General features: G+C 47.9%; 11 protein-coding genes. 6 read left to right on the top strand and 5 right to left on the bottom strand.

All coding sequences use genetic code 11. The features are described 5' to 3' along the window. The first annotated feature begins 11 nt into the window (after positions 1-11). Genes uraH through F5971_RS06415 form a run of 3 tightly spaced genes read left to right on the top strand, consistent with a single transcriptional unit; the run spans position 12 to position 2852 of the window. Positions 12-353: a hydroxyisourate hydrolase gene (gene uraH, locus F5971_RS06425; protein WP_036507804.1), complete on the top strand. Its 342-nt coding sequence runs from the start codon at positions 12-14 to the stop codon at positions 351-353. 3 nt (positions 354-356) lie between these two features. Beyond that, complete coding sequence (gene guaD, locus F5971_RS06420; protein ID WP_193494473.1) at positions 357-1658, top strand: guanine deaminase; 1302 nt, start codon at positions 357-359, stop codon at positions 1656-1658. 3 nt (positions 1659-1661) lie between these two features. Continuing rightward, positions 1662-2852 (top strand): urate hydroxylase PuuD, encoded by a 1191-nt coding sequence (locus F5971_RS06415; protein WP_193494472.1) that lies wholly within the window; start codon positions 1662-1664, stop codon positions 2850-2852. A gap of 78 nt (positions 2853-2930) precedes the next feature. Here F5971_RS06415 and F5971_RS06410 read toward each other — a convergent pair whose 3' ends face one another. Then, positions 2931-3596, bottom strand: a complete 666-nt coding sequence (locus F5971_RS06410) for a TetR/AcrR family transcriptional regulator (protein WP_237748496.1) — start codon at positions 3594-3596, stop codon at positions 2931-2933. Positions 3597-3796: 200 nt separating this feature from the next. Here F5971_RS06410 and F5971_RS06405 point away from each other — a divergent pair, with 200 nt between their 5' ends. Further along, positions 3797-4345: a DUF3087 family protein gene (locus tag F5971_RS06405; protein WP_193494470.1), complete on the top strand. Its 549-nt coding sequence runs from the start codon at positions 3797-3799 to the stop codon at positions 4343-4345. An 83-nt stretch (positions 4346-4428) separates the two neighbouring features. Here F5971_RS06405 and F5971_RS06400 read toward each other — a convergent pair whose 3' ends face one another. Together F5971_RS06400 and fusA are read right to left on the bottom strand one after the other, a co-directional pair. After that, on the bottom strand, positions 4429-6066 hold the full coding sequence (locus tag F5971_RS06400; protein WP_036507753.1) for a methyl-accepting chemotaxis protein: 1638 nt from the start codon (positions 6064-6066) through the stop codon (positions 4429-4431). 165 nt (positions 6067-6231) lie between these two features. Continuing rightward, on the bottom strand, positions 6232-8331 hold the full coding sequence (gene fusA / locus F5971_RS06395) for an elongation factor G (protein ID WP_193494469.1): 2100 nt from the start codon (positions 8329-8331) through the stop codon (positions 6232-6234). Between the two features lie 518 nt (positions 8332-8849). On the opposite strand from fusA, the gene F5971_RS06390 reads away from it, so the two are divergent. Further along, complete coding sequence (locus tag F5971_RS06390; protein WP_193494468.1) at positions 8850-10886, top strand: NADH:flavin oxidoreductase; 2037 nt, start codon at positions 8850-8852, stop codon at positions 10884-10886. A 68-nt stretch (positions 10887-10954) separates the two neighbouring features. On the opposite strand, the gene F5971_RS06385 is transcribed toward F5971_RS06390, so the two are convergent. Together F5971_RS06385 and glpK are read right to left on the bottom strand one after the other, a co-directional pair. Then, positions 10955-11926 (bottom strand): D-2-hydroxyacid dehydrogenase family protein, encoded by a 972-nt coding sequence (locus F5971_RS06385; RefSeq protein ID WP_193494467.1) that lies wholly within the window; start codon positions 11924-11926, stop codon positions 10955-10957. A gap of 33 nt (positions 11927-11959) precedes the next feature. Continuing rightward, positions 11960-13453 carry a glycerol kinase GlpK gene (gene glpK / locus F5971_RS06380; RefSeq protein ID WP_193494466.1) on the bottom strand — a complete coding sequence of 498 codons (1494 nt, stop codon included), beginning with the start codon at positions 13451-13453 and terminating at the stop codon, positions 11960-11962. Between the two features lie 214 nt (positions 13454-13667). Here glpK and F5971_RS06375 point away from each other — a divergent pair, with 214 nt between their 5' ends. Next, positions 13668-14438 (top strand): DeoR/GlpR family transcriptional regulator, encoded by a 771-nt coding sequence (locus F5971_RS06375; RefSeq protein WP_036507732.1) that lies wholly within the window; start codon positions 13668-13670, stop codon positions 14436-14438. Positions 14439-14514 lie beyond the last annotated feature (76 nt).

Here is a 14514-nt window from a genome sequence, read left to right as displayed (position 1 = left end):
AGGATTTTACCATGAGCCAAATCACCACCCATGTTTTAGATACCAGTCGCGGACTTCCTGCGGCTGGCATTCCGATTGTCCTTAGCCATTGGCAAGCGGCCGAATGGATTGAGATCGCCTCTGGCATCACCAATGCAGACGGACGTGTATCGGATCTTTTACCCGCTTCTCAACGCCTTAGCGAAGGCCGCTATCGTTTGCGATTTAGCTTAGATGGGTATTTTATCGAACATCAACAATCGGTTTTTTATCCACAGGTGGACATAGAATGCAATCTATCGGGCGAGGGTGAACATTACCATATCCCCCTGCTCCTCAGTCCCTTTGGCTATTCAACCTACCGAGGCTCCTAACCTATGACGTCACACGCCTTTCGCGCCTCGATTTTACATTACCTCGATGATCCTCGCCTTCAGGGTGAATCGGCTCGCGAGTATTTTGAAGATGGCTTATTGCTGATCGAAAATGGACGCATTGCGGCCTTAGGTCCCTATTCCGACCTCATCAAAACCCTGGATAGCCAGATTAGGGTTGAAGACTACAGCGGTCATTTAATCATGCCGGGCTTTATCGATTTACACACCCATTACCCTCAAACGGAAATGATTGCTGCGTATGGACGCCAACTCTTGGAGTGGTTAAACACCTACACCTTCCCAACCGAACGTAAATTCGCTGACAAAGACTATGCCAAGGCCATCGCCACATTTTTTGTTGATGAGCTGCTGCGCAACGGCACCACCACCGCAATGGTCTTTGGTACGGTGCATAAACAGTCGGTTGATGCCCTCTTCGAAGTCGCGCAAGCACAGGACATGCGCCTTTTAGCGGGCAAAGTAATGATGGATCGCAATGCGCCTGACTTTTTAACGGATACCGCCCAATCAGCCTATGACGACTCCGCTGAGCTGATCGAGCGCTGGCATGAAAAAGGCCGCCTTCACTACGCCGTTACCCCACGCTTTGCCCCCACCAGCACTCCTGAACAACTGCAAAAAGCAGGGCAGCTATTGCAAGACTACCCAGGTGTCTACTTGCAAAGCCATCTCGCTGAAAATCGTGATGAGCTGGCATGGGTTGCCACGTTGTTTCCAAATGCACGCGATTATCTGGATGCCTATGAGCAATTCGGGCTGCTTGGCCCCAAGAGCATTTACGCACACGGTATCCACTTATCAGAACATGCCTGCCAACGCTTAGCAGACTCCGGTACAGTGCTCGCCCATTGCCCGACATCCAACTTATTTTTAGGTTCAGGTTTGTTTGACATGGAGCGCATGCACGCTCAAGGTGTTCGCTTTGCCATAGGGACCGATGTGGGTGCCGGTACCAGTTTTTCTATGCTCCAAACGCTGGGGGATGCCTACAAAATCCAACAGTTGCAAAGTGTCTCATTAGCCCCTGATCAGAGCTTTTACCTAGCGACGCTAGGCGGTGCGAGAGCCTTATCACTGGAGACACATCTGGGCAACTTTTTACCGGGGAAAGAGGCTGACTTTGTCGTCATCAATCTGAAATCCACTCCCCTCATGGCGTTTAGAACCGGAACCTGTCAGAGCCTCAACGAGGTCTTATTTGTATTAAGCATGCTCGGTGATGATCGACTGATTGAAGCCACCTACATCTTGGGCAGCAAAGCCTATCAGCGGGAGAACTAAGCGATGGATCCTTATTTATCTGATTGGCTGCATTTATTACTCAGGCTGTTGCACGTCGTCACCGCCATTGCCTGGATTGGAGCCTCCTTCTATTTTGTCTGGTTAGACAATTCCTTGGAAGAGCCGCCTCAATGGAAAAAAGATAAAGGAATCAAGGGAGATCTATGGTCGATCCATGGCGGCGGCTTTTATGAAGTGGCTAAGTACCAGCTCGGCCCTGAAAAAATGCCCAAGCATCTGCACTGGTTTAAGTGGGAAGCCTACTCAACCTGGATCACGGGTATGCTTCTGCTGACGCTCATGTACTATGTGGGTGCCAGCAGCTACATGATTGATCCCGCCAAAGCGGATCTCGCACCTTGGCAGGCGATTGCAATCGGGCTAGGTACCATTGGGGTGGGATACCTGATATATGAGCTGTTGTGTCGCACGCCCTTAGTGGATAAAGAGCTGATATTAGGCCTTGTCTTATTGGCGATCATTACCTTTCTCGCCTGGGCGCTGAGTCAGGTGATTGGCGATAGAGCGGCGTATATTCATATTGGCGCGTTAATCGGAACCTGTATGGCCGCCAACGTGTTTACGACCATTATGCCCTCACAACGCGCGTTGGTCAGTGCGGTTGAAAAGGGTGAAGCGCCCGATCCTATTTATGGAATGAACGCAAAACGCCGTTCGACCCATAACAATTACGCCACCCTACCTGTTTTGTTCATCATGCTCAGCAACCACTCGCCCATGACCTATGGCCATGAGTACGGTTGGGCTATTTTAGGTGCCTTGGCACTCATTGGCGCTTGGGCACGGCACTTTTTCAATCTACGTCATCGTGGCATTGTGAAGCCTTGGATATTGATCTCGGCGTTTGGCGCCTTTGTTCTACTCGCGATAGTGGCACGGCCTCAACCAATTCAACAGGCCGATATAGGTGATGCGCAATTAAACGACTCACAAGCCTTTGCCATCGTGATTGAACGCTGTGCAACCTGTCACAGCCGTGCACCCACCGACGATATCTTTGCCATTTCGCCCGGTGGTATCATGCTCGAAACAGGTCCCGATATTTTGCGCATGCTGGATCGGATAGAAGCGCGAAGCATTCAGACGCACGATATGCCCTTTTTGAACAAAACGCAGATGACACTGGAAGAGCGCGCTTTATTAGGCGAGTGGATTCAGCGTAAGCGGTCTTAACGCTCAGACAGCTCCAAGCCAGGGACGGCTATTGTTTACAGATCATGGAGCTAATTCGGAAGTGATGTATATGTCGTTTTATGAGCGAACCGAATCAACCCTTTTCACCCCACACCCTTTCAAAATAATGTGAGTGATTGTTTCAGTCGCCTTTTCATAATCCTCGATATCCGGTTCGGGTTTATTCAAAGCAGCGGCAATTTGTATGGCAAAATCGGCATAATGTTGCGTGGTGGACCAAATCATAAACAGCAAGTGTTCAGGCGTGATTGGGTCCAGTTTTCCTTGATCAATCCAAGCTTGAAAAACAGCAACGCGCCCTGCAAACCACCCGTGGTAGTTGTCACTGAAATAGGTACTCATATTCGGAGCACCACTGATGATTTCAGATGCGAAGATACGCGACGCTAGACTGTATTCACGTGAGAAATCGATTTTCCGTCGGATATAATGGGTTAACACCTCGGCGGGATCGTCTTCAGCCGTAATTGCGCTCAGAGTTTCATCCCACAACTCGATAATGTCACTCAATACAGCGATATACAGGCCAATTTTGTTTTTGAAGTAATAGTGCAGGTTGGCTTTAGGGAGGCCCGCACGCTGCGCAATCGCATTCATGCTCGCACCCGCAAAGCCTTTTTCGGCAAACTCGATTTCAGCCGCACGAAGAATGAGTGTTTCATTTTGCTTACGGATTCGGCCAGCAGGCTTTTCTTGCTGGTGGGATACGATTTTGAATAGCAAAGTAAAACACTCCTTCATGCATCAGCTCGGTTTAATGACGCGAAGTATAAAGATTTATGTAGCGATAATCGACCCAAAAATCAGAAGCCTGCGACCTGAAATAAAGATGTACGCAGTCAAAAATGTTAACCTTATCCCCATCTTACTTCCGCGCATGATGAACCATGCCAATCCATAACAAACGATATCAGGAGACCCGTGTGTCAGACATTTTTGAGTTGGAAGCGCGTGACCCAGAGATTTATCGCAAAGAAACCCGAAAAAACACCCTGATCTTAATGGCGATTTTTATTGTTCTGGCAATGAGTCTGGCCACCTTGAGTGTGTCATTTTTCGGTCATCCTGATGGCAATAACTTTAAATGGAATGCGGCGGGGGTATTCACTGGTTTCATACTGACAACCATTATTTTTAAGCAGATTCTATTGAAGCAACCCTGGATGAGTTCATCGCTCTATGGCTGGAAACTTAAACGCTGCCTGATGAGCATCACAAATTGTATGCATCAGGTCGAAGCCGGTGTTGAACAAAACGATATCACCGCCATCAAGCTGCTGCGCTTCTATCATTTAGGCCTAATGCAAATGCACCAATTAGAGAGCAATGACGGCGGTGTTAGCGAGTTGCAGAAGCCTATCCAAAAGCTCTTGCTCAAAATTGAGGCACTAGAACTGGACCCACAACAGACACGCTTTGATTCAGCCTGGATAGACTCAATAAAGCAATCCGCTAAACAAAAATCTGTTTAACTTGATAGAAGGGTACGGCGTTTCCGCCTCACCCTTCTCACAGAAGTGTCTGGATGAGCCTTGAGTAGGCTTCAAACGCATTTCTACTGAAACCTTGCACAGCCTTGGGATAGTTTTACCGCTAGACGATTCAAGCTTTCACTGGCACCTTCTGAGAGATTTGCGGTGCGGCTAATTTGTTCAATATCCTGATTGAGTAAATGCATGGACCGGCCTAAGTGATCCGTGACACCGGTTTGCTCTTGTGTAGCCAGTGCAATATTGTGATTTAAAGAGACAATTTCTGTCACCGCTGAACTGATATCACTGAACAGCTCATCCGCTTTGCGAGCGTCATCCACACTGTGAACGGCTTGCTGACAAGCGATATTCATGACTTCGGTTGCTTTTAATGACTGTGCTTGCAACTTCTCAATGATTTGGTTGATCGACTCCGTTGCTCGCTGCGTGTTTAATGATAGAGTTCTTACTTCATCGGCAACAACCGAAAACCCTCTTCCAGCTTCACCCGCGCGAGCGGCTTCTATTGCAGCATTTAGCGCCAACAGGTTGGTTTGTTCCGAGATGTTCTTTATCACTGTCAGAACGTCTGCAATTTCTTTGGAGCCTTCGTTCAGCAGTTTGATAACCAATTGTGTCTGTTGTAGATGCTGTTCTAACTCAATCACCTTACTCATGCTGGACTTCGAAATACGATTGCCTTGTCCGCTGATCTCTTGCGCGTTGACAGCGACATCCACTGCACGACGGGTATTGGTATTCACCTGTTCTATCGCACCGGCCATTTGCTCAATGGCTGATGCTAAGGCACTGGCTTGCTGACTTTGACTGTCAACACCCTCTGCCACTTGATTGCTCACCTGCTGAGCCGCATTGGCTTGTTTTTCCAGAGCCTGCGTATCCTGAACAATTTCTTGTATCAGTTCACGAAAATGCTTGAGCATCTTATTCAAAGCATTCGCCGCCGCAGCGACTTCATCCCGACCCTTTTCATCCGCTTGCAAAGACAAATCCGATTGGGTTTCGATATTGACCAACACATCTCGTAGCCGTCGGATCGGGTCTGCAATCGATTGTTGAATGATCACACCAATGCCTCCCAAGATTAAGCTGACCAAAAGAGCCCCTAAAATATACCCCCATACCAATTGGTCTGTTAGCGTTTCAGCTTCCACTCGAACATCGCCAGCGGCTTGTATTTGCGCTTGAATATATAGATCAACGCGTTCGTTAAATAAGCCTATATTGCGTGCTTTTTCAGCATTTACGGTCGACTCGTTCAGAATGCGTATCGTTAGAGCATCACTGCCTGCATATTCAATCCACTCTTGATACTGCCGAACAGACTTTTCAAACAAATCATCCAGTTCAGCAACCAACGAATCGGGCTCACTGTCACCCTCATCAGGTCGAATCTGCTGGAATTTATGCCAATGTGACTGCGCATTTTCCATTAACTCAGTCACTGTTGTTTTCGCCTGTTCAGCCCCCATCCATCCAGTTCGATATTGATTTAAATAACTCAACCCTTCATTCATTAAAATACTTTGCACTCGAAGCACATCCGACAATACGGCCAAGTGATCATTGTAAAGTCGATGAAATAATTGATCTTTTTGAACAGATACCCAATAGTTAATACTCAAAAGTCCCAACAGAATCATGATGGGGAAGACAACTAGGATGGATAATTTCTTAGCTATACTGAGGCTGGACAACATACTCAATCTCTCTTAATAAACAGGCCTCTTTATACCCAAGTGGTATGACAGAATTGTTTCAACGAGAGAGGGATTGAATCTGAGATGGATGACTTAATAAAAAATTCAAACAAAAAAGCCCCGTCAGCGTAAACTGACGGGGCTTTTTAAAAGCAGGTTAACAACTTAGTTTTTAGCAGCCGCTGCTTTCTTTTCTTTCTCTTTCGCAACAACTGCTTCAGCAACGTTAGCTGGGCAAGGCGCGTAATGAGAGAACTCCATGGAAAACTGACCACGACCTGACGTCATGGTACGCAAAGAGCTGATATAACCAAACATTTCAGACAGCGGTACATCTGCTTTAATACGAACACCTGTCACACCGGCTTCCTGGCCTTGAATCATGCCGCGACGACGGTTTAAGTCACCGATAACATCACCCACGTGATCTTCAGGGGTGAATACGTCAACTTTCATGATTGGCTCAAGCAGTTGTGGACCGGCTTTTGGCATGGTCTGACGGAAAGCACCTTTCGCTGCAATCTCAAACGCAATCGCAGAGGAGTCAACCGCGTGGTAGGCACCGTCGAATACTTCAATCTCAACGTCCAATACAGGGAAGCCAGCCAAAGGACCTGTTGCCATCATGCCAGCAAAGCTCTTTTCAAGTGCTGGGATGTACTCTTTAGGTACGTTACCACCCACAACAGTTGATGAGAACTTGAAGCCAGAGTTTTGCTCGCCTGGACGAATGCGGTAATCGATCTTACCGTACTGACCTGAACCACCGGATTGCTTCTTGTGGGTATAGCTGTCTTCAACGGCGCGTGTGATGGTTTCACGGTACGCAACCTGTGGTTGACCCACAACCAGTTCTACACCGTAAGTACGCTTCAGGATGTCAACTTTAATATCCAAGTGCAACTCACCCATACCTTTCAGGATGGTTTCACCAGAATCTGGATCTGTCTCAACACGGAAAGTTGGATCTTCTGCAACCATTTTACCGATTGCAACGCCCATTTTCTCCATAGAACCTTTATCTTTTGGAGCAACAGAGATAGAGATTACTGGCTCTGGGAACACCATTGGCTCAAGTGTACATGGGTTCTTAGGATCACACAGCGTGTGGCCTGTTTGAGTGTTGTTCTTCAATCCAACCAGAGCGATAATGTCACCCGCCTGAGCAGACGTCAGATCGATACGGTCGTTTGCGTACATCTCAACCATACGGCCGATACGCTCAGTTTTACCTGTGTAAGAGTTCAGGATGGTGTCACCTTTGTTCAATACACCTGAGTAAATACGGATAAACGTCAGAGCACCGAAGCGGTCATCCATGATTTTGAACGCTAACGCACGGAAAGGCTCATCAGCCGAAACGATAGCGAATTCGCCAGTTTCGTTACCTTCTTCGTCAGTCAAAGGCTGTGGATTAACTTCTGTTGGAGATGGGAGGTACTCAACAACACCGTCCAATACTAACTGCATACCTTTGTTCTTGAACGCAGAACCGCAGAAAGTTGGGAAGAATGCTAGATCACGGCAACCCTTACGGATACAACGCTTGATGTCTTCGATAGATGGCTCTTCACCTTCCATGTACGCCATTAGAAGATCGTCATCTTGCTCAAGTGCAGTTTCGATCAACTGAGTGCGGTACATTTCAACATCATCCAGCATATCAGCAGGTACGTCGGTCACAGTGAAGTTTTCAGGTAAACCCGTTTCGTCCCAGATATAAGCTTTTTGGGTTAGCAGATCAACAACACCCGTAAAGGTGTCTTCACGGCCGATTGGAAGAACCATGATCAATGGGTTTGCACCCAATACTTTTTTAACTTGCTCAGTTACACGTAGGAAATCGGCACCGATACGGTCAAGCTTGTTGACGAAGATCAGACGCGATACACGTGCATCGTTTGCATAACGCCAGTTGGTTTCTGACTGAGGCTCAACACCACCAGAACCACAGAATACACCAATACCGCCATCCAATACTTTTAATGAACGGTACACTTCTACGGTGAAGTCAACGTGCCCCGGGGTATCGATTACATTGAAACGATGGCCTTTCCAGAAACAGCTTACGGCTGCTGACTGGATAGTAATACCGCGCTCGGCTTCCTGTTCCATGAAGTCGGTAGTCGATTCACCTTCGTGAACTTCACCTAACTTATGAATTTTACCGGTCAGTTTTAGGATACGTTCAGTCGTCGTAGTCTTGCCAGCATCAACGTGGGCGAAGATACCAATGTTTCTGTATAAGGATAAATCTGCTGACATAGTCATCTCAATAAGCTAGGGTTTTAATATAGTGCGACAGAATTATTCAAATACATAACGCACCAGAAGAAGTAAAAGGCCTGTATTATATATTCAAGTGGCCGTAAATCAAAATTTCAGACTCACGAACGCATCCTTGAACAGTCTGTTCAAAGAACGAATCCTACTTGAAGCCAATTTCTGCTAAGTATACAGCAAAATGGGGCCTTGCCATGCATTCTCTTTCTGTAAATCGAATTGTTTTCCGCCCCAAATCTCTCCACTCAACTGCGGCTACCCGATCCTCTGCAGCAAAGGCTTGTTGATCATCGAACGGAATCCTCTTCTCCCTCGTTGATGAGCATCCTGTGCATAGGTGTTCACATACACTGCCAATACAGGCAGCGCAATAACGACACAGCATTCCAAAAGCGACACCCTCTCAAAACAACAATGAACACATAATTGACACATATGTACATAAAGCCTAAATTTGATCAAAAAGACGCCACCCAAACACACCATGCGGGAGCACAACCATGTCAAATGATCCCTTATTACAGCCGTATCAACTGAAACACCTCACTTTACGCAACCGCATTATCATGACCTCCCACGAGCCCGCTTATCCTGAAGATGGTATGCCCAAAGGACGTTATCGTGCCTACCATGTTGAGCGAGCCAAAGGCGGCGTAGCGATGACCATGACGGCAGGGTCGGCGGCGGTGTCGAAAGACAGTCCACCTGTTTTTAACAACCTGCTGGTGTACAAGGATGAAGTGGTGCCTTGGATGAAGGATCTGACCGATGCCGTACACGAGCAAGGCGCGGCCATTATGATTCAGCTCACCCATTTAGGACGTCGCACGCGCTGGGATAAAGGCCATTGGCTTCCGGTTGTTTCCCCCTCTCACCATCGCGAAGCCGCACACAGAGCCTTCCCCAAAAAAATGGAAGACTGGGATATTGAACGCATTATTAAGGATTACGCCGATGCTGCCGAGCGTATGAAAGCCGGTGGAATGGATGGAATTGAGTTACAAGCCTATGGTCACTTGATGGATCAGTTTTGGTCGCCCTTAACCAATGAGCTTGAAGGCCCTTACGGCGGCTCGTTAGATAACCGTTTGAAGTTTACGTTTGATGTCTTAACCGAGATTCGTAAACGCGTCGGAACTGACTTTATCGTGGGTGTTCGTTACACAGGGGATGAAATGCTTGAGCAGGGCTTAAGTGCAGCCGATGGCATGACCATTTCTCATCGACTTAAAGACAGCGGTATGGTTGATTTTTTAAATGTGGTGAGAGGGCATATTGATACAGATGCAGGGCTAACCGATGTGATTCCGATACAAGGCATGACCAACAATCCGCACTTGGACTTTGCCGGTGACATCCGTGCCGCAACCAATTTCCCGGTTTTCCATGCGGCCAAAATTCCCGATGTCGCGACCGCACGCCACGCCATTGCCTCAGGAAAAGTGGACTTGATCGGTATGACCCGAGCTCACATGACCGACCCACACATCATCAAAAAAATCATCGAAAAACGTGAGGATGAAATACGCCCCTGTGTCGGTGCGAACTATTGTTTAGACCGTATTTACCAAGGCGGATCAGCCTATTGCATTCACAATGCCGCCACGGGTCGTGAAGAAAGCATGCCGCACGAAATTGAGAAAGCCCCCACTCGTAAAAAAGTGGTGATCGTCGGCGCAGGACCCGGCGGTTTAGAGGCCGCTCGAGTAGCGGGTGAGCGCGGGCATGAAGTGGTAGTCTTTGAAGCGGCCAGCCAACCGGGTGGGCAAATTCGCTTAACGGCACAAAGCGAGCGTCGCAAAGAAATGATTTCAATCATCGATTGGCGGATGGCCCAATGTGAGCGCTTAGGGGTGCGTTTTGAGTTCAACACCTGGGCCGAGTCTGACCAGGTGCAAGCCGAACACCCTGACGTGGTCATTATTGCCACGGGGGGCTTACCGCATACCGATGTGTTAGCGAAGGGCAACGAGTGGGTTGTCTCGTCTTGGGACATTATTTCGGGTGATGTTAAGCCTGGTAAAAATGTATTGGTGTTTGATGATGCAGGTGATCACGCAGGCCTTCAGGCGGCTGAAATTCTCGCTAAAAGTGGTGCTGCCGTAGAAATCATGACACCTGATCGCGCCTTTGCACCTGAAGTCATGGCCATGAACCTCGTTCCCTATATGCGCAGCTTACAAGCCTTGAACACACGCTTTACGGTAACCTTCCGTTTACACGCACTTGAGAAAGTGCCATCAGGTTTAAAAGCCTACATCGGCAGTGACTATGGCGGCGTCGAGCAAACCCGTGAGTTCGATCAAGTGGTGATCAATCATGGCATTATTCCGTTGGATGAGCTGTATTTTGAGTTAAAACCCTTGTCATCTAACCATGGAGAAACTGCTCATGAACAGCTGTTGGCTGGGCAGCCTCAAACCGTCGTGCGCAATTCTGAGGGGCAATTTCAGCTCTTTAGAATTGGCGATGCCGTCGCGACACGCAACACCCATGCCGCAATTTACGATGCGTTGCGTTTAGTGAAGGATATTTGAGTAGATATGCCCAGTGAGTCAATTAAAAGCACTCACTGGGCAGGGTTCAGAGCATATGGGTTCAGATCTTATATATCCACATGCACCAAATTCTGCGGCTGCCCTTGCGCAAACGCCAGAACATTCTCAAATGCAATGCGGAAGTAAAGCTCGTAGCTGTTACGCTCAACGTAGCCCAAGTGAGGCGAGCAGAGAGCATTGGGTAACGCCAATAAAGGTTCATTATCCAGCGTGGCAGGTTCGTGGCTGAACACATCCACTGCGGCACGCTTGGTTGGGTGAGCCTTAAGCTGACGATAAAGTGCACCGTCTTCGATCAATTCAGCACGGCTGGTATTCACCAATAAGGAATCGGCTTTCATCAGTGCTAAATCCTGCTCTGTCACGCAAGCCATTGTCGCCGGATTCAAACGTAAATGCAGGCTTACAATATCGGCGGTTTTAAAGAAATCGTCTTTCGATGCAGCCGCCTCAAAACCTTGCTCTTGCGCCAATTGCAGCGAAGGCTCACGCCCCCAGACCAATACTCGCATGCCAAACGCTTCAGCATACCGCGCAATGCGCTGACCAATTTTCCCATACCCCCAAATCCCAAGCGTTAAGCCCTGCAACACACGTCCTAACCCCAAGGAACCTGATTGTTGCCAAACACCCTGGGATAGGTTTGAGGCATAGGCAGGCAAATGTCGAGAAGCGGACATTATCAGTGCCCAGGTCAACTCCGCAGGCGCGATGGGCGAGCCGATGCCCTCTGCAACGGCCACCCCATAGTCATGACAGAGCTTAGGGTCGATGTGATTACTGACTTTACCCGTCTGGCTAATCAGTTTTAGTTTGGGCAGCTTCGCCAGTAACGCTTGGCAAATGACAGTACGCTCTCTAATAAGTACCAAGGCTTCGAAATCCACTAACTGTTCAGCCAAGCTATCAACATCGGTATAGGTCTCATTGAAGACCTGCACCTCGTGTCCTTCAAGCAATTTAAAACAGTCCAATGATTTCACAACATTTTGGTAATCATCCAGCACCGCTATCTTCATATCACACCTGCTTGCTCGAACCTTAATTAGCAGTCACAACGCTTCTGGTGTTGCTTTAACCCTAGAAACGGCATCCAACCATCGATCATAGTAGCCAGCACGAACATCTTCAATGAGCGAGGGCTGATAGTTTTCCGCCACCTTCCAAGTTTGCGACATCTCTTCAAGGCTGCTAAACAATCCCATTTGGTACGCCGCCAATAACGCCGCACCTTTTGCGGTTGTCTCTGCGGTATGACTTTTAACGACCGGAATTCCAGTCAGGTCCGCCAACACCTGCAAGAACCAACGATTCTCAACCATACCACCATCTACACGCAAAGACGTAATATCGATTCCATCCTGCGCCATGGCCCGCAAAAGATCTTCCGTTTGGAAGGCAACGCTGCGAATGGCAGCGGCCACCAATTGCGCGGCCCCTGTGTCCCGCGTCATACCAAAAATGGCGGCTCGGGCATCGGGATCCCAGTAGGGCGCGCCCAAGCCCGTAAATGCAGGGACCATAATTTCAGATTGGTCGTGACGAATACTGCGTGACATCACCTCAGAATCAGCGGACGATTTGAGAATGCCCACGCCATCCCGTAACCACTGAATAATGGCTCCCGCCATAAAAATACTGCCTTCAATCGCGTAGGTGGTTTGGTTCGCAACCCGATACGCCACTGTGGTCAATAAACGGTGCTGACTGGTAATGGCCTTATTGCCCGTATTCACAATCGCAAAGCATCCTGTGCCATAAGTGCTTTTCAACATACCGGGCTCCAAACACGCCTGCCCTACCAAGGCGCTTTGCTGATCGCCAATCATACTGGAGATTGGAATCTCGGCACCTAACCATTGTGCATCCGCCACACCAAAATTATCCGCGCTGTTTAAGACACGTGGCATCATGGCAACGGGAATTTGAAGCAGGTCGAGAAGTTCTTTATCCCAAGTCTGTGTATGAATATTGAACACTAGGGTGCGTGATGCATTGGTTGCATCAGTGGCATGCATGCGCCCTTTGGAGAAACGCCAAAGCAAAAAGCTGTCGACCGTACCAAAACACAAGTCACCCGCTTCAGCCCGCTCTCTGGCATTTTTGACAGTATTGAGCACCCAATTGATTTTGGTGCCCGAGAAATAAGGATCGAGCAGCAACCCTGTTTTCGCTTGAAACCTTTGCTCCAACCCTTCTGCTTTTAAGGTTTGGCAGAGCTGGGAGGAGCGACGGTCTTGCCAAACAATCGCATTATAGACAGGCTCTCCGGTCTTTTTATCCCAAATCACACTGGTTTCACGCTGATTCGTAATACCTATGGTCAAAATGGCGCTTGCAGGCACGTTGGATTTTGCCAGAACAGCGCGACAGGTACTTAACACCGTTTGCCATAGATCTTCAGGGTCATGCTCAACCCAGCCGTTGCGTGGAAAGTGCTGTTGAAACTCTTCTTGTGCGGTTGCAACAACCTCCATGGCTTTGGTGTAGAGGATTGCACGGCTAGACGTCGTACCTTGATCGATGGCGAGGATGTAATCAGTCATATTTATTTTCTTATTTTTTCTTGATTGTTCGAATATGAGAATTTTAATCTAATTTGAACTTATAGCTTGTTTGCTCACTTTTTTCAAGTGAACAAATTTAATCGAAAACATGTCGAATAGGCACCCGAGCAACACCGCATCCAGCCTCATTCTTTCAAGATGAATATGGTACTATTCAGGATATTTAATCGCCTAATCGACCAGTGATGATGTTATGAACCAAACCTTACGACAAGCGAGTATTCTTGAACGCATCAAACAAAAAGGCTATCAAACCATTGATGAACTCGTTGCTGCATTAGACGTCACCCCTCAAACCATCCGACGTGATTTGAATCAGATGGCCAAGCGTGGCGATATAGAGCGTCATCATGGTGGAGCGGGGCCTATTTCGAGCACAGAGAATACGGAATACCATACGCGTAAATCGCAGCTCTCTGAAGAGAAGCAAAAAATTTCGCAACTACTCGCCGATCATATCCCCGACCATGCGTCATTGTTTATCAACATAGGCACCACCAACGAGGCCATCGCCCAAGCCCTATTGAGTAAGACAGGCTTAAAAGTCGTCACGAACAATCTCAACGTTGCTTCAATACTCAGCGTCAAACCTGACTTCACGGTGATCATTGCTGGGGGTGAAGTCCGCAGTCGTGATGGCGGCATTGTTGGCGAGGCCACTCGCGACTTTATTCATCAGTTCAAATTAGACTACGGCATCATAGGTATCAGTGGTATTGATGATGAGGGCAGCTTACTCGACTTTGATTATCAGGAAGTGCGTATTGCTCAAGCCATCATAAGCAATTCTCGTTTTGTGTATCTGGCGGCTGACCACTCAAAGTTTGGCCGCAATGCGATGGTTCGTTTGGGCAATCTCACACAATGCACGGCTTTATTTACAGATCAAAAGCCACCAGAGAAAGTCAGAAACCTTATGGACAAAGCTCAGGTGCAACTTTACATCGCTAAAAAAGAAAAATAACGAACATTTGAGAACAAAAATACTTGTAAAAGCCAACATCTACTTCTATATTTATCCAATATCGAAAGCATCGAAG

It is taken from the genome of Nitrincola alkalisediminis, from assembly GCF_009821115.1.
Taxonomy (GTDB): Bacteria; Pseudomonadota; Gammaproteobacteria; order Pseudomonadales; family Balneatricaceae; genus Nitrincola; species Nitrincola alkalisediminis.
This window is presented reverse-complemented; position numbering and strand designations above follow the sequence as displayed.